The organism is Xylanibacter ruminicola Ga6B6, from assembly GCF_000687715.1.
GTDB classification, from domain to species: domain Bacteria; phylum Bacteroidota; class Bacteroidia; order Bacteroidales; family Bacteroidaceae; genus Prevotella; species Prevotella ruminicola_B.
Map to the genome: position 1 here is coordinate 1 of NZ_JHXD01000019.1, position 16,206 is coordinate 16,206.

The 16,206-nt window shown below is 51.2% G+C and carries 14 protein-coding genes; all 14 read left to right on the top strand.

Annotated elements, in window-relative coordinates; genetic code table 11:
- Positions 1–591: 591 nt before the first annotated feature.
- From T500_RS0111135 to T500_RS0111200, 14 genes are read left to right on the top strand one after another with little or no spacing between them, the layout of a single operon-like run.
- Entirely contained in the window at positions 592–1,761 is a 1,170-nt protein-coding gene (locus T500_RS0111135) for a glycosidase (RefSeq protein WP_028908174.1), read from the top strand.
- A gap of 18 nt (positions 1,762–1,779) precedes the next feature.
- Positions 1,780–3,123 (top strand): MFS transporter, encoded by a 1,344-nt coding sequence (locus T500_RS0111140; protein WP_028908175.1) that lies wholly within the window; start codon positions 1,780–1,782, stop codon positions 3,121–3,123.
- The gene (locus T500_RS0111145) at positions 3,120–4,397 is read left to right on the top strand and encodes an AGE family epimerase/isomerase (RefSeq protein ID WP_028908176.1); all 1,278 of its coding nucleotides are present in this window, start codon (positions 3,120–3,122) and stop codon (positions 4,395–4,397) included. The genes T500_RS0111140 and T500_RS0111145 overlap by 4 nt, the downstream gene beginning before the upstream one ends.
- Before the next feature lie 58 nt (positions 4,398–4,455).
- Entirely contained in the window at positions 4,456–5,970 is a 1,515-nt protein-coding gene (locus T500_RS0111150) for an alkaline phosphatase family protein (protein ID WP_028908177.1), read from the top strand.
- Between the two features lie 54 nt (positions 5,971–6,024).
- The gene (locus T500_RS0111155; RefSeq protein ID WP_028908178.1) at positions 6,025–6,375 is read left to right on the top strand and encodes an NADH-quinone oxidoreductase subunit A; all 351 of its coding nucleotides are present in this window, start codon (positions 6,025–6,027) and stop codon (positions 6,373–6,375) included.
- Positions 6,366–7,079, top strand: a complete 714-nt coding sequence (locus tag T500_RS0111160) for an NADH-quinone oxidoreductase subunit B (RefSeq protein ID WP_028908179.1) — start codon at positions 6,366–6,368, stop codon at positions 7,077–7,079. The genes T500_RS0111155 and T500_RS0111160 overlap by 10 nt, the downstream gene beginning before the upstream one ends.
- Complete coding sequence (locus tag T500_RS0111165; protein ID WP_028908180.1) at positions 7,076–8,680, top strand: NADH-quinone oxidoreductase subunit C; 1,605 nt, start codon at positions 7,076–7,078, stop codon at positions 8,678–8,680. The genes T500_RS0111160 and T500_RS0111165 overlap by 4 nt, the downstream gene beginning before the upstream one ends.
- A 2-nt stretch (positions 8,681–8,682) precedes the next feature.
- The gene (nuoH, locus tag T500_RS0111170; protein ID WP_028908181.1) at positions 8,683–9,771 is read left to right on the top strand and encodes an NADH-quinone oxidoreductase subunit NuoH; all 1,089 of its coding nucleotides are present in this window, start codon (positions 8,683–8,685) and stop codon (positions 9,769–9,771) included.
- Between the two features lie 9 nt (positions 9,772–9,780).
- Positions 9,781–10,326 carry a 4Fe-4S dicluster domain-containing protein gene (locus T500_RS0111175; RefSeq protein ID WP_013064037.1) on the top strand — a complete coding sequence of 182 codons (546 nt, stop codon included), beginning with the start codon at positions 9,781–9,783 and terminating at the stop codon, positions 10,324–10,326.
- Positions 10,327–10,332: 6 nt separating this feature from the next.
- Entirely contained in the window at positions 10,333–10,848 is a 516-nt protein-coding gene (locus T500_RS0111180; RefSeq protein ID WP_013065044.1) for an NADH-quinone oxidoreductase subunit J, read from the top strand.
- Entirely contained in the window at positions 10,845–11,153 is a 309-nt protein-coding gene (gene nuoK, locus T500_RS0111185; RefSeq protein ID WP_028908182.1) for an NADH-quinone oxidoreductase subunit NuoK, read from the top strand. Before T500_RS0111180 ends, nuoK begins: the two co-directional genes overlap by 4 nt.
- Positions 11,154–11,190: 37 nt before the next feature.
- Entirely contained in the window at positions 11,191–13,179 is a 1,989-nt protein-coding gene (gene nuoL / locus T500_RS0111190; RefSeq protein WP_196243511.1) for an NADH-quinone oxidoreductase subunit L, read from the top strand.
- A 4-nt stretch (positions 13,180–13,183) separates the two neighbouring features.
- On the top strand, positions 13,184–14,704 hold the full coding sequence (locus tag T500_RS0111195; RefSeq protein WP_013064082.1) for a NuoM family protein: 1,521 nt from the start codon (positions 13,184–13,186) through the stop codon (positions 14,702–14,704).
- 20 nt (positions 14,705–14,724) lie between these two features.
- Positions 14,725–16,164, top strand: a complete 1,440-nt coding sequence (locus tag T500_RS0111200) for an NADH-quinone oxidoreductase subunit N (RefSeq protein WP_028908184.1) — start codon at positions 14,725–14,727, stop codon at positions 16,162–16,164.
- Positions 16,165–16,206: the final 42 nt, after the last annotated feature.

The following is a 16,206-nucleotide window of genomic DNA, read 5'->3' on the forward strand; positions in this document are numbered from 1 at the left end:
AATGGGCATTGTTCGTAGGGCCAAGGCCCTACGCTGGGTTATGAGCCCCCTACAGGGGCGGGATTTGTGTGGTGTACCATTGTTCATAGGGCCAAGGCCCTACGCTGTGTTATTAAACCCCGTTGGGGTTATCCAATACCTAATACCATGCAAAAACACTCGGGGAGCGCCCCGCGGCAAGGGGCGGAAAGCCCCGACGAGCGGAATGGGAGGACAATTAAAATCGAGGGGTTTGCCGCGCGGGTGGGGGCGAGTAGCCCCCAAAGAGCGAGGGTGGGATGGAGCGAGCGGTTTAGCGAGCGGGGCGTGAGTGGGGTGGATGGCCCCGACGAGCGGAATGAAGAGAGAGGGGGGAATAATGGGCAATTACGTAGGGGTAAACCCCTACGCTAGGTTATGAGCCCCTTACAGGGGCGGAATGAGGCATGGGTTTGGTGGAAAAGTGTAATGATTGAGCAAAAAAAAGTATTGCGGTTTGAGAAAGTTGTCGTAACTTTGCAGCGGTAAACTTAAAATTGAATTATAAACGACAATCGATAACAATAAAAACGACCATCGATAATTAAAAATGAAATAATCATTAAATAAGATATGAGCGAATTTGAACAGAAGGTGGCAGCCCTCAGACAGCATCATGAGGAGCTGCTGGCCAAGAAGAACGAACCCCTGGAGTGGGGAAATGGGATTTACGAGAAGTACAAGAACCCGGTGTTGACCGCTGAACACGTGCCCCTGGAGTGGAAGTACGACTTCAGCGAGCAGGACAACCCGTACCTGATGCAACGCATTATGTGCAATGCGACGCTGAATGCGGGTGCCATCAAGTGGCAGGGAAAGTACTGTCTGGTGGCCCGTGTAGAGGGTGCTGACCGCAAGAGCTACTTTGCGGTGGCAGAGAGTCCTAACGGTATCGACAACTTCCGTTTCTGGGACGAGCCCATCACCATGCCGGATGATGTGGTGCCTGCTACCAACATCTACGATATGCGTCTGACCCAGCATGAGGATGGTTGGATATACGGTGTGTTCTGTGCCGAGCGTCATGACGACTCGCAGCCTGGCGACCTGAGTGCTGCCACCGCTACTGCCGGTATCGCCCGTACCAAGGACCTGAAGACCTGGTTCCGACTGCCCGACCTGAAGACCAAGAGTCAGCAGCGTAATGTGGTGCTGCACCCCGAGTTCGTGAACGGAAAATACGCCTTCTATACCCGTCCGCAGGATGGCTTTATCGACACCGGTAGCGGTGGTGGTATCGGCTGGGCGCTGGTGGATGACATCACCCACGCTGAGATCAAGGATGAGACGATTATCTACGAGCGCAAATACCACACCATCACCGAGGTGAAGAATGGTGAGGGTCCACACCCCATCAAAACGCCCAAGGGATGGTTGCACCTGGCCCATGGTGTACGTGCCACGGCCGACGGATTGCGTTACGTGCTGTATATGTATATGACGGCTCTGGACGACCCCACGAAGGTGATTGCGCGTCCCGGTGGCTACTTCCTGGTGCCCGAGGGCAACGAGTATTACGGTGATGTGATGAATGTGGCGTTTGCCAACGGTTGGATAGCTGATGCCGACGGCAAGGTGTTTATCTACTATGCCTCGGCCGATACCCGCATGCATGTGGCTACATCGACCATCGATAAGCTTATCGATTACTGTATGAACACCCCTGAGGATGGTTATTATACCGCTGCAAGCGTGGAGACCATCAAGCGACTCGTGGCCAAAAATAGGAATGTAAAAATTTAAAAATAGTATAATTAAACTATGGCTAGTTTAAAAGAAAAAATAGGTTACGCTTTAGGCGATGCGGCGGCTGGTGGTATCACCTGGAAAATCATGTCGATTGCCTTCCCGCTGTTTTTCACCAATGTGTTTGGACTGACATTCGCTGATGCGGCCACGCTGATGCTGATTGCCCGTATGTTTGATGTGGTGACCGACCCGCTGATGGGTTCGCTCGCCGACCGTACACAGAGCAAATGGGGTACTTATCGTCCCTGGCTGATTTTTGGCGCCATCCCCTTCGGACTGGTGTTTGCCCTGCTGCTGTACACACCCGACTTCGGACTGACCGGCAAGCGCATCTGGGCTTATAGTCTGTACCTGCTGATGATGGCCCTGTACACCGCTGTGAACGTGCCCTACGGCTCACTGCTGGGTGTGATGACCGATGACGACAACGAGAAGAACCAGTTCTCGAGTTTCCGTATGGTAGGTGCCTATGCCATGGGTTTTATCACCCTGCTGTCGTTCCCTTACCTGCAGCGACTGGTGGGTGGTACCGAGCAGCACCAGTATGCCGTGCTGGGTGCCTTCTTCGGTGTGATAGCTGCTGCCGGTACCCTGGCTTGCGGCTTCCTGACCAAGGAGCGCCTGAAGCCCGTACGTGCCGAGAAATTCGAGTTCAAGCAGTTTGGCGATCTGTTTAAGAACAAGCCCTGGATTATCCTGACACTTATCGGTATTTGTACGAACTTTTTTAATGGTTTCCGCTACGCTGTGGCTGGTTATCTGTTGGAATACTGTCTGCATGGCGATGTGACGGTGAGCGGACTGATTATCAACTACACCGTGTTTATGACCTTTGGTGAGCTAACTTGTATGATTTTCGGTGGTGTATCGCCTAAGTTCACCGAGATGATCGGTTCGAAGCGCAAGGCCTTTATGGCAGCTGCCCTGATTTGTGTTGTTTTTTCGGTGGCCTTCTTCTTTGTGCCCATGGATCCCAGCTATATCTGGGTGATGGTGGCCCTGGTGGTGCTTACCTCGATCGGTATCGGCTTGTATTCGCCCCTGCTGTGGAGTATGTATGCCGATGTGGCTGATTATGCAACCGAAAAGAACGGTACCTCGAGCACCGGATTGATCTTCTCATCGGGTACCATGGCCCAGAAGTTCGGTACCGCCATCTCTGGTTCGCTGGTAGCCCTGTTCCTGGGTCTGGCTGGTGCCAGCATGATTACCGACGACATGGGTAACACCATGGTGGACCCTGCCTCGATTACCGACTCGGTACTCTCGATGGTATGGAGTCTGTTCTCTCTGTTCCCAGCTATTATTGCTGGCCTGATTATTGTACTGACCTGGATTTATCCGATTAAGAAATGATGGGACAAGTAGATATGCTGAAGCGAGAGATGCAGGATGTGGTGGAGAATAACATCCTGCGTTTCTGGCTCGACCAGATGATGGACTATGAGCATGGTGGCTTCTACGGCAGGATGGACGGCAACGGCGAGTTGCATAAGGATGCCGAGAAAGGCGCTATCCTGAATGCCCGCATATTGTGGGCCTTCTCGGCTGCTTTCCGTGTGCTGAAGCACCCGGAGTACCTGGAGGCCGCCACCCGCGCCAAGGACTATATTATTGAGCATTTCATTGATCAGGAGTATGGTGGCGTGTACTGGAGCGTGGATTGCGAGGGAAACCCGCTGGACACCAAGAAGCAGTTCTATGCCATCGGCTTTATGATTTACGGACTCTCGGAATATGCCCGTGCCACGGGCGACAGAGAAGCGCTGGACTATGCGCTGGACCTGTACGACTGTATAGAGGAGCACGCTTTTGACAGCGAGCATAACGGCTATATTGAGGCCTGCACGCGCGAGTGGGGCGAGATAGCTGATATGCGCTTGTCGGACCTGGATGCCAACTACCCCAAATCGCAGAATACCCACTTGCACATTATCGAACCATACACCAATCTTCTCAGATGCTTAAAAGAAGTGCAAGCCCAGGAAAGCTGTGATTACGTGCCTGCCTTAGGCGCTGTTCTGCCGGTGGGCATCAGCGTGCCCCAGGAGACCATCAGCATGGTGGAAGGTGCCCTCCGGAATCTGGTAGATATCTTTACAGATAAGATCCTGAACGAAGAGACCAACCATCTGGATCTGTTCTTTGAAATGGACTGGACCAGAGGTGCCGGACACCTGGAGAGCTATGGGCATGATATCGAGTGCTCGTGGCTGTTGCATGAGGCTGCTCTGGTGCTGGGTGATGCCAATGTGCTGGCTAAGGTAGAGCCTATTGTACAGGCCGTTGCGCAGGCTTCGGCCAAGGGTCTGCGACCTGATGGTGCCCTGATACACGAGGCCAATCTGGACACTGGCCATGTGGATGACGACCTGCATTGGTGGGTACAGGCCGAGAATGTGGTGGGCTGGTATAATATCTGGCAGCATTTCGGCGATGAAGAGGCTTTAAATCGTGCTGAAAAATGTTGGCAATATATCAAGAAGCAGCTGATAGACTTTGAGCATGGTGAGTGGTACTGGAGCAGGCATGCCAACGGACTGCTGAACACCACCGACGACAAAGCCGGTTTCTGGAAGTGTCCGTATCACAACACGCGCATGTGTTTAGAAATCATCGAGCGCTCGTAAAAAAATCCGCCAGAGAATTTGGAACTTTGGCGGATTTTTCGTACCTTTGCAACCAATTATGAGAAGATTGATACTATTCGTTGCAATGGCGTTGTGCTATATCGTTGATATACAGGCACAAACGCACTTTAACGAGCGCCCTAAGCTCGTGGTAGGAATCGTAGTTGATCAGATGCGTTGGGATTATCTGGGCAGATATTACAATCAGTATCAGGAGGACGGACTGAAGCGCCTCATTAACCAAGGATACTCGTGTAATAACTGCCTTATTAATTATCTGCCCACCGTTACTGCCATCGGACATACCAGCGTTTATACCGGTACCACCCCCGCTTTTCATGGTATCTGTGGTAACGCCTTTTACAAGAATGGCGTGAAGATCAGCAGTTGCGAGGATCACGACGTGACTACCGTGGGTAGTGACAAGAAAGATGCTTCATCGCCCGTGAACCTGTTGGCCACCACCATTGGCGACCAGCTGAGACTGCATACCGACTTCAAGTCGAAGGTGATTGGCGTGAGCTACAAGGACCGTGCAGCCATTCTACCAGCCGGACGTAGTGCCAATGCCGCCTACTGGATTGATACCAAAGCCGGACAGTTTATCAGCAGCACCTGGTATATGCAGGAACTGCCAGACTGGGCCAAGGCTTACAACGCCCAGCTGAAGAAAAACAAGGAGCTGCAGAAGGTGGGTAAGAACGTAGGACTGTATCCATTGTGTGGTCATATCACTGCTGATATGGCCATTGCTGCTTTAAAAGGCGAGCAGTTGGGCAAGGGTGAAGAGACGGATATGCTGTGTATCAGCTTCTCGCAGACCGATGTGATCGGACATGAGTACGGCACCCGTGGTGAGCATACCGACGGGGCCTATCTCGGACTGGATCAGGATATTGCCAAACTGCTGAAGGCTTTCGACGAGCAGGTAGGCGAGGGTAACTATCTGGTGTTCCTGACTGCCGACCATGGTGGTGCGCATAACCATCAGTTTATGATTGATCATAAGCTGGCCGGTGGCGCCTTTAAGTGGGACGAGGAGTATGTGGCCAATGCGGCCAGTCGTATTGCTGCCAGATTCGGATTGACCAAGAACGTGATTAAGGACTGTCTGGATTACCGTCTGGTACTGGACAAGGACGCTATACGTGAACAGGGCGTTGATGAGCAGGCGCTTCGCGATGGTATCGTGGAGGAGTTGCTGAACACCCCACATGTGGCTTTTGCCTGCGACTTTAAGAAGGCTGCCACAGCACCTATCCCCGCCTTCCTGAAGGAGCGCGTGCTGAAGGGCTATCACCACGACCGTTCGGGTGATATCATCTTCATGCTGGAGCCCGGCTGGTACGGCTTTAACAGCAAATACTCGTCGCCCATCGGTACCACCCATGGCGAGTGGAACCCCTACGATGCCCACATCCCCCTGCTGTTCTACGGCTGGAAGGTGAAGCACGGCGAAACCAGCCGAGAGGTACACATTACCGACATTGCGCCCACCGTTTGTCACAAGCTGCACATACAGCAGCCAAACGCCTGTGTGGGTGAGCCAATCACAGAGGTGATGGGTGAGTAACTACTTGATAATGGAATAATTAAAACATTTATAAATAATTATAGTTAGCTTTTTATGAACTTTACTTTGTTAATTACCGTCTTGGTGACGGCTATTACATTGGTGGTAGCGGCTTACGTGATGGCCAAGCTGTTGGGACCAAGGTCCTACGCAAAGGTCAAGGGTGAACCGTATGAGAGCGGTATTCCTACCCGCGGCAGCTCATGGTTGCCTGTTTCGGTAGGTTTCTATCTCTTTGCCATCTTGTTCCTCATGTTCGATGTGGAAACGGTGTTTCTGTATCCATGGGCTGTGGTAGTGAAGGAGTTCGGCGCAATGGCTCTGCTTAGCATCGGCTTCTTCTTAGTAGTTCTGGTATTAGGCTTGGCTTATGCCTGGCGGAAAGGAGATCTCGAATGGAAGTAAGAAAGCCCCACATCAAGAGCATTCCTTACGAGGAGTGGAACGACAACGAGTCGTTGGAGAAGATTATCGACGAGCTGCATGAGGGTGGCGTGAACGTGGTTACAGGTTCGTTGGACCAGTTGATTAACTGGGGACGTAGTAACTCACTGTGGTCGCTCACCTTTGCAACATCGTGCTGTGGTATTGAGTTTATGGCTTGTGGTTGCTCACGTTACGACTTTGCCCGATTCGGTTTCGAGGTAACACGTAACTCACCACGACAGGCCGACCTGATTATGTGTGCAGGTACCATCACCCACAAGATGGCCCCAGCCCTGAAGCGTTTGTACGACCAGATGGCTGAGCCTAAGTATGTGGTAGCTGTTGGTGGATGCGCCATCAGCGGTGGACCTTTCAAGTCGAGCTACCATGTAGTGAAGGGTATCGAGGAGATTGTGCCCGTGGATGTGTTCATCCCTGGCTGTCCCCCACGTCCAGAGGCCATCATGTATGGTATGATGCAGCTGCAGCGTAAGGTGAAGGTAGAGAAATTCTTTGGAGGTGCTAACCACAAGCAGACCGCTGAGGAGCGCGAGCTGGGCGTATCTAACGAGGAGTTGACATTCCGTAACAACCTGGGTGATCATCGTCGCGAGCCCATCGTGGTTACCGATGTGCCACAGGAGTTTGTTGAAGAATTAAAGAACGGGGAGGACAAGGCATGAAATTAGAATTCTTGAGTTTTGATTTTGACAAGTTCGCCTCGGAGATGCAGAACTTGAAGAGCAAGAAAGGCTTTGACTATCTTGTGACTATCGTAGGTGAGGATTTCTCGCGTCCCGTTGGTAGCGAGCGAGCAGAGCTCGAGCGTAGTGGAGAGGAAGGCCTGGGTTGTGTGTATATCCTGGAGAATACCAATACCCATGAGCGTTGTGCTGTGAAGCAGCTGGCCCAGACTCAGAACGACACCCCTTATATCCCTACTGTATCAGATATCTGGAAAGTGGCCGACCTGCTGGAGCGCGAGGTTTACGATTTCTTCGGCATCGTGTTCCTGGGGCATAAGGATATGCGTCGCTTGTTCCTGCGTACCGACTTCAAGGGTCACCCCTTCCGTAAGGACTGGGAGTTTAACGATAAGTACACCCTTGAGGACGATGTAGAGCCTAACTACGGTCTGGAGTACTATCTGGATAAGGATGGTAAGCTGCAGTGCAAGCAGAACAAACTGTTTGAGGCCGACGACTATGTGATTAACATCGGTCCTCAGCACCCTGCTACCCACGGTGTGCTGCGTTTGCAGACCGTGCTGGACGGTGAGACCGTGAAGCGCATCTATCCTCACTTCGGTTATATCCACCGTGGTATCGAGAAGATGTGGGAGGGTATGACCTATCCTCAGACACTGGCGCTTACCGACCGACTGAACTACCTGGGTGCCATGCAGCATCGTCATGCACTGGTAGGTGTGATTGAGGAGGCCATGGAGGTAGAGCTGACCGACCGTATCAAGTACATCCGTACCATTATGGATGAGCTGCAGCGTTTGGACAGTCACCTGCTGTACACCTCGTGTGTGGCTCAGGACCTGGGTGCCCTCACTGCCTTCCTGTATGGTATGCGCGATCGTGAGCATGTGCTGAACTGTATGGAGGAGACCACCGGCGGACGCCTGATTCAGAACTATTATAGAATAGGTGGCTTGCAGGATGATATCGATCCTAACTTTGTATCGAACGTAAAGGCACTGGTGAAGTACCTGCGCCCAATGATCAAGGAGTACATGGATGTGTTTGGTGATAACGTGATTACCCACAACCGCTTGGAGAAGTGCGGACCTATGAGCCTGGAGGACTGTATCTCGTATGCAGTAACCGGTCCTGCCGGACGTGCTTCGGGTTGGAAGAGTGATGTACGTAAGAACCACCCATACGACATGTACGACAAGGTAGAGTGGGAGCAGTGCACACTTTCTGGTTGCGACTCTATGGACCGCTACCTGGTTCACATCAACGAGATGTACCAGAGCCTGAACATTATCGAGCAGCTCATCGACAATATTCCTGAGGGTGACTTCTACGTGAAGCAGAAGCCTATCATCAAGGTGCCCGAGGGCCAGTGGTACTACTCGGTTGAGGGTGTGGCTGGTGAGTTCGGTGTTTATCTCGACTCTCGTGGCGACAAGAGTCCATACCGCATGAAGATGCGTCCAATGGGTCTCTCGCTGGTAGGTGCTTTCGACCCCATGTTGCGTGGTCAGAAGATTGCCGACCTGATTGCCACTTGTGCTGCCATTGACGTTGTTATTCCTGATATTGATAGATAGTTATGTTCGATTTTTCTATATTTACAACATGGTTCGACGCTCTCCTGCGCGATACACTCGGCTTGGGAGATTTCTGGTCGATATTGATTGAGTGCGTGCTGGTTGGCGCTGGTATCCTGGCTGGATATGCGCTGATTGCCATGCTGATGATTATGATGGAGCGCTGGGTATGCGCTTATTTCCAGTGCCGCCTGGGACCTACCCGTGTAGGTTTCCACGGTACCCTGCAGATTTTTGCCGACGTACTGAAGATGCTCGTCAAGGAGATTTTCTTCGTGGATCGTGCCGATAAGCTGCTGTATGCTGTAGCACCACTGCTGGTGATCATTGCTTCGGTTGGAACCTTCAGCTTCCTGCCTTGGAACAATGGTGCCCATGTGCTCGACTTTAATGTAGGTATCTTCCTGGTAACTGCCATCTCATCTATTGGTGTGGTAGGTATCTTCCTGGCTGGTTGGGGTTCGAACAACAAGTATTCGGTGGTTTCGGCCATGCGTGCTGCTGTTCAGATGATCTCGTACGAGATGTCGCTCTGCCTCTGCTTGATTACTGCTGTGATCCTGACAGGTACCATGCAGATGAGTGGTATCGTAGAGGCTCAGACAGGTGCCTTCAAGTGGTTGATCTTCCAGGGTCATATCCCTGCCATCATCGCCTTTGTGGTGTTCCTGATTGCAGGTAATGCCGAGGCTAACCGTGGTCCCTTTGATATGGCTGAGGCTGAGAGTGAGCTGACCGCCGGTCACCACACTGAGTACTCGGGTATGGGCTTCGGTTTCTTCTACCTGGCTGAGTTCCTGAACCTCTTTATTATTGCAGGACTGGCTTCGGCTGTGTTCCTGGGTGGTTGGGCGCCTATCAACATTGGTGTTGACGCCTTTGATACCGTGATGAACTACATCCCCGGTATCGTATGGTTCTTTGGCAAGACCCTGCTGGTAGTATGGTTGCTGATGTGGGTGAAGTGGACTTTCCCACGCCTGCGTATCGACCAGATCCTGAAGCTGGAGTGGAAGTACTTGATGCCTCTGGGATTGATTAACCTTGTGCTGATGACTATAGTTGTAGCTTTAGGTTTATATATTAAATAAGGTATAGCAATGGAAGATAACAAAACATATTTCGGAGAAATCGGACACGGCCTGAAGACTTTGGCTACAGGTATGAAGATTACTTGGAAGGAGTATTTCAAGGATTTCTTCACCAATAAGTCGACAGAGCAGTATCCCGAAAACCGCAAGACTACACTGCACGTATCAAAGCGTCACCGTGGTCGCTTGACCTTCAAGCGCAACGAGGACGGCAGCTACAAGTGTACCGCTTGCACATTGTGCGAAAAGGCCTGTCCTAACGGAACCATCAAGATTACTGCCCACATGGCTGAGGATCCTGAGACAGGTAAGAAGAAGAAGGTGCTGGATGATTACGCATACGATCTGGGCGACTGCATGTTCTGCCAGTTGTGTACCAACGCCTGCAACTTCGACGCCATCGAGTTTACAAACGACTTTGAGAACGCTGTGTTCGACCGCTCTCGTCTGGTGCTGCACCTGAACGAGGAGGTTTACGCTGGCGGCTCTCTGCCCAACCTGATTGAGGGTGGTGCCGAATGGCAGGTCGGTAAGTTTAACACTAAAACCAAGTAACGCATTATGGGTAATACAGTTATGTTTATCATTCTCGCGGTATTCATCATTGCTTCGGCACTGATGTGTGTGACCACGACGAAGATTATGCGAGCCGCAACATTCATGTTGTTTGTGCTCTTTGGTGTGGCAGGTATCTACTTCCTGCTGGATTACACCTTCCTTGGAGCCGCTCAGATTAGCGTATATGCCGGTGGCGTTACGATGATCTATGTGTTTGCCATCCAGTTGGTAAGCAAGCGCACCCTTCAGGGTTTGGAGGAGCGAGTTAAGAGTAGCAAGATGATTACTGGCGCCCTGGCCGCTCTGGCTGGTCTGGTGGTAGTAGGCCTGATTCTGCTTAAGACTGGTTTCTATACACAGGAGATTGCTGGCGTAGAGGTACCTATGAAGGAGATTGGTACTGCTCTCGTTGGTTCGGGTAAATATCAGTATGTACTGCCTTTCGAGTTCATCTCAGTATTCCTGCTGGCATGTATCATCGGTGGCTTGGTTGTAGCAAGAAAGGAGGATAAAGCATGATTCCAGTAGAATGTTATTTCGCACTGAGTGCCCTGTTGTTCTTTATCGGTGTATATGGTTTCACCACACGTCGCAACCTGATTGCCATGCTCATCTCGGTTGAGCTGGTTCTCAACGCCGTTGATATCAACTTTGCCGCCATCAACCGTCTGCTCTATCCAGAGGGCATGGAGGGCATGTTCATGACACTCTTCGTGATTGGTGTGGCTGCTGCCGAGAGTGCAGTTGCCATCGCTATTATCATCAACGTGTATCGCAAGTTCAAGAGCGACAGCGTTGAGGCTATCCAGAATATGAAACGATAAGTAGTAATTGATAATTGATAATTGAAAATTGATAATTATGTTTAGTTACACAATATTTATCATGCTTCTGCCACTGCTGTCGTTCATTGTTCTTGGACTGGCTGGCATGAAGATGCAGCATAAGGTGGCCGGACTCATCGGTACCTGCTCATTGGGAATGGTTACGATACTCTCTTATATCACCGCTTTCCAGTACTTCTTCGGACTGGACCGTGTGAATGGCGTGTATCAGACCTTTGTTCCGTATAACTTCACCTGGTTGCCCCTGGGTAACCTGCATTTCGACCTCGGTATCCTGTTGGATCCTATCAGCGTGATGATGCTGATTGTGATCTCGACCGTATCACTGATGGTTCATATCTACTCATTCGGCTATATGCATGGTGAGAAGGGATTCCAGCGTTACTACGCCTTCCTCTCACTGTTCACCATGTCGATGCTGGGATTGGTACTGGCCACCAACATCTTCCAGATGTACATGTTCTGGGAGTTGGTAGGTGTGAGCTCATACCTGCTCATCGGCTTCTACTATCCTTTGAAGCCTGCCATCGCTGCCTCAAAGAAGGCATTCATCGTGACCCGCTTTGCCGATATGTTCTTCCTGGTAGGTATCCTGACATTCGGTTACTTCGTTGACTCGTTCAGCTTTAACTTCGCTGGCGACATCGTGATGGGACAGGGTACCACACCTTTCATCGAGGGTAACCTGGCTAAGGCTGTGGCTGCCGGTGGTTTCATCATTCCTACTGCACTGGTACTGATGTTTATCGGTGGTGCCGGTAAGAGTGCCATGTTCCCTCTGCACATCTGGCTGCCCGATGCCATGGAGGGTCCTACACCTGTATCGGCCCTGATCCACGCTGCTACCATGGTGGTAGCTGGTGTGTTCCAGATTGCACGTATGTTCCCCTTGTGGATTGAGTATGCCCCACAGGCCATGAGCATTGTGGTTTGGGTAGGTGTCATCACTGCTTTCTATGCCGCTGCTGTGGCTTGCGCCCAGAGCGATATCAAGCGTGTGCTGGCCTTCTCAACCATCTCGCAGATTGCCTTCATGATGGTGGCTCTGGGTGTATCACTGCCCGGACACCATGGTGCTATCCTCGATAACCACGCTCAGCTGGGTTATATGGCTGGTATGTTCCACCTGTTTACTCATGCTATGTTCAAGGCTTGCCTGTTCCTGGGTGCCGGTTGTATCATCCACGCTGTACACAGCAACGAGATGGCGCTGATGGGTGGCTTGCGCAAGTACATGCCTATCACACATATCACCTTCCTGATTTCATGTCTGGCCATCGCTGGTATCCCCTTCTTCTCGGGCTTCAGCTCAAAGGATGAGATTATCACTGCCTGCATGGAGTACAGTCCGGTGGTAGGTTGGATTATGACTGGTATCGCTGCCATGACCGCCTTCTACATGTTCCGCTTGTACTACGGTATCTTCTGGGGTACTGAGAACAAGGAGGCTCATGCACATCACACCCCACACGAGGCACCACTCACCATGACAATCCCCTTGATTGTGCTGACAGTGATCACCGTTGGTGTGGGTGTTTACACTACGATTGCAGGTTTTGCAGAGTGGGGCGGTTCGTTCGGTAGTTTCGTCAGTGCTGCCGGTACTGATTACACCATCCACTTCAACATACAGATTGCTGCTACCTCTACTGTGATTGCGATCCTGAGCATCTGTCTGGCCACCTATATCTATAAGGGTGAGCAGCAGCCTATTGCCGACCGCCTGTATGCTACCTTCCCCAAGCTGCATCGCGCAGCCTACAAGCGTTTCTATCAGGACGAGATCTGGCAGTATGTAACACATCGCATCATCTTCCGTCTGGTATCTACACCTATTGCCTGGTTCGACCGTCACGTGGTTGATGGCACCTTTAACTTCCTGGCATGGGGTGCTAACGAGGCTGGTGAGAGTATCCGTAGCTGGCAGAGTGGCGATGTACGCCAGTATGCCGTATGGTTTATCACGGGTACTGTGGCCCTGACATTAATCCTTTTATGCATCTAAAGATATGAGTATATTAAGTATTTTCGTAATAATTCCAGCCCTGATGCTGGTGGGCCTCTGGCTGGCCAAGAACGTTAATCAGGTGCGTGGTGTGATGGTAACGGGAGCTTCGTGTCTGTTGGCCCTCTCTGTCTGGTTAACCATCTACTTTATTCAGGAGCGTGCAGCAGGTAACACAGCCGAGATGCTGCTCACCTATAGCACGCCTTGGTTCAAGCCTTTGAATATCGCTTACAGCGTTGGTGTCGACGGTATCTCAGTGGTGATGTTGCTGCTTTCTAGCATCATCGTGTTCACCGGTACCTTTGCCTCATGGCAGCTGAAGCCACTCACCAAGGAGTACTTCTTGTGGTTCACCCTGCTTTCTACGGGTGTGTATGGCTTCTTTATCTCTACCGACCTGTTCACTATGTTTATGTTCTACGAGGTGGCTCTGATTCCTATGTACCTGTTGATTGGTGTATGGGGTTCAGGTCGCAAGGAGTACTCGGCCATGAAGCTTACCCTGATGCTGATGGGAGGCTCGGCCCTGTTGATCCTTGGCTTGCTGGGTATCTACTACTTCAACGGTATCTACAGCGGCAACTACACCTTCGAGTTGACTACGATTGCAGCTAACCACTGCATTCCTGGACATATCCAGAACATCTTCTTCCCCTTCATCTTCATCGGATTCGGTGTGCTGGGCGCCCTGTTCCCATTCCACACATGGAGCCCCGATGGTCACGCTTCAGCCCCTACAGCCGTATCAATGCTGCACGCTGGTGTACTGATGAAGTTGGGAGGTTACGGTTGCTTCCGTGTAGCCATGTATCTGTTGCCTGAGGCTGCTCAGGATCTCTCGTGGATCTTCCTCATCCTCACCACTATCTCAGTGGTTTACGGTGCCCTCTCTGCCTGCGTACAGACCGACCTGAAGTATATCAATGCTTACTCTTCGGTTTCGCACTGCGGACTGGTACTGTTTGCCCTGCTGATGATGAGTCAGACTGCTGTGACCGGCGCTGTGCTGCAGATGCTCTCACACGGTCTGATGACAGCCCTGTTCTTCGCCCTCATCGGTATGATCTACGGTCGTACACATACCCGTGACATCCGCGAGCTGGCTGGATTGATGAAGATTATGCCTTTCCTGGCTGTTGGCTATGTCATCGCCGGTCTGGCTAACCTTGGTTTGCCTGGTTTCTCTGGTTTCATTGCCGAGATGACCATCTTCGTAGGTTCGTTTGGTGCTCACCCACTCAGTGGCGACCCCAACACCTCGTTCCGCATGGTGGCTACCATCATCGCATGTATGTCGATTGTTGTAACAGCAGTTTACATCCTGCGTGTGGTTGGTAAGATTCTGTATGGCGAGGTAGAGAACAAGCACTTCCTCGAGCTCACCGATGCTACATGGGATGAGCGCGTGGCTGTTATCTGCCTGATTTTCTGTGTGGCCGGTCTGGGTTCGTTCCCATTCTGGGTAAGCGATATGATTTCGCCTGCAGCAGGTACAATCTTGGAGTCAATTGGTGTAATGTAAAGTAAGGAGGTAGAAAAGATATGAATTATTCTGATTTCTTACAGATGACGCCAGAGGTATTTCTGGTTATAACGTTGATCATCGCGTTCTTTGCTGACTTCTGTCTGTTTAAGAGCGAGTCGAAAACAAATATCCTTGGTTCTGCTTTGGCAGGTCCACTGGTTATCGTGCTGGGTACATGTGTCTTAGCTGCTTCAAACCATCCAGAGCCCATTAGTGCTTTTGGTGGACTGTATGTAGTCACACCAGCCATCAATGTGATGAAGGCGATCCTTACCTTCGGTACATTGGTCGTAGTTATTATGGCCCAGAAGTGGGTTGAGAGCCAGAAGCGCCTTGCTGGCGAGTTCTACATGCTGATCGTGAGCACCCTGCTGGGTATGTTCATGATGATGTCGTCAGGCTCGTTCCTGCTGTTCTTCTTAGGCTTGGAGATGGCTTCAGTGCCCCTGGCCTGTATGGTGGCTTTCGATCGTCATCGCAAGGAGAGTGCCGAAGGAGCCGCCAAGTACATTCTGGTAGCTACCTTCTCAAGCGGTGTGATGCTGTTCGGTATCTCATTCATCTACGCTGCTACAGGTACACTGTACTTCGACGATGTTTGTGCCGCCGTATCTAACTCGCCCCTGTGCATCATGGGTCTGGTATTCTTCTTCAGTGGTCTGGGCTTCAAGATTTCGTTGGTGCCTTTCCACTTCTGGACAGCCGATACCTATCAGGGTGCGCCTACACCAGTTACCGGTTACCTGAGTGTCATCTCTAAGGGTGCTGCTGCCATCACACTGTGCACCATCCTGATGAAGGCCTTCGCGCCTATGGTTGAGTACTGGAACTACATGCTCTATATCGTTATCGTGCTCTCAATCACCGTGGCCAACCTGTTTGCCATCCGTCAGAGCGAGCTCAAGCGCTTCATGGCGTTCAGCTCTATATCACAGGCCGGTTATATCATGCTGGCAGTGGTAGGCAATGGTCAGCTGGGTGTAGCCGCACTTACTTACTACGTGCTGGTTTACATCGTAGCCAATATGGCCGTGTTCACCGTTATCAACGTGGTAGAGCAGAATAACAATGGTCGTACCGATATGGCTGCTTACAACGGCTTCTATCAGACCAACCCCAAGCTGTCGTTCCTCATGACGCTGGCTCTGTTCTCGTTGGCTGGTATTCCACCTTTTGCAGGTATGTTCTCTAAGTTCTTTGTGTTCATGGCAGGTGTGCAGAATGGCGAGCCCATGGCCTATGGCGTGGTATTTATCGCCTTGGTTAACACCGTAGTATCACTTTACTACTATCTGCTCATTGTCAAGGCCATGTACATCACCAAGACCGACAGTCCACTGCCCACATTCCAGAGCGATGCTAATACCAAGATGGCCCTGGCCATCTGCACGGCAGGTATCGCCCTGTTCGGCGTAGCAAGCTGCGTTTACGAGTGGATTGCCGCCGCTGGTATTTGATAACACAGTTTTCGGATAAATAAATATTCAGAGTCCCAATTG

Excerpts from the sequence above, each read along its gene's own strand:
- T500_RS0111165 (WP_028908180.1), top strand. The coding sequence starts at position 7,076 with ATGAAATTAGAATTCTTGAGTTTTGATTTTGACAAGTTCGCCTCGGAG.
- T500_RS0111175 (WP_013064037.1), top strand. The coding sequence starts at position 9,781 with ATGGAAGATAACAAAACATATTTCGGAGAAATCGGACACGGCCTGAAG.
- T500_RS0111135 (WP_028908174.1), top strand. The coding sequence starts at position 592 with ATGAGCGAATTTGAACAGAAGGTGGCAGCCCTCAGACAGCATCATGAG.
- T500_RS0111145 (WP_028908176.1), top strand. The coding sequence starts at position 3,120 with ATGATGGGACAAGTAGATATGCTGAAGCGAGAGATGCAGGATGTGGTG.
- T500_RS0111155 (WP_028908178.1), top strand. The coding sequence starts at position 6,025 with ATGAACTTTACTTTGTTAATTACCGTCTTGGTGACGGCTATTACATTG.
- T500_RS0111180 (WP_013065044.1), top strand. The coding sequence starts at position 10,333 with ATGGGTAATACAGTTATGTTTATCATTCTCGCGGTATTCATCATTGCT.
- T500_RS0111160 (WP_028908179.1), top strand. The coding sequence starts at position 6,366 with ATGGAAGTAAGAAAGCCCCACATCAAGAGCATTCCTTACGAGGAGTGG.
- nuoH (WP_028908181.1), top strand. The coding sequence starts at position 8,683 with ATGTTCGATTTTTCTATATTTACAACATGGTTCGACGCTCTCCTGCGC.
- nuoL (WP_196243511.1), top strand. The coding sequence starts at position 11,191 with ATGTTTAGTTACACAATATTTATCATGCTTCTGCCACTGCTGTCGTTC.
- T500_RS0111200 (WP_028908184.1), top strand. The coding sequence starts at position 14,725 with ATGAATTATTCTGATTTCTTACAGATGACGCCAGAGGTATTTCTGGTT.
- T500_RS0111195 (WP_013064082.1), top strand. The coding sequence starts at position 13,184 with ATGAGTATATTAAGTATTTTCGTAATAATTCCAGCCCTGATGCTGGTG.
- T500_RS0111140 (WP_028908175.1), top strand. The coding sequence starts at position 1,780 with ATGGCTAGTTTAAAAGAAAAAATAGGTTACGCTTTAGGCGATGCGGCG.
- T500_RS0111150 (WP_028908177.1), top strand. The coding sequence starts at position 4,456 with ATGAGAAGATTGATACTATTCGTTGCAATGGCGTTGTGCTATATCGTT.
- nuoK (WP_028908182.1), top strand. The coding sequence starts at position 10,845 with ATGATTCCAGTAGAATGTTATTTCGCACTGAGTGCCCTGTTGTTCTTT.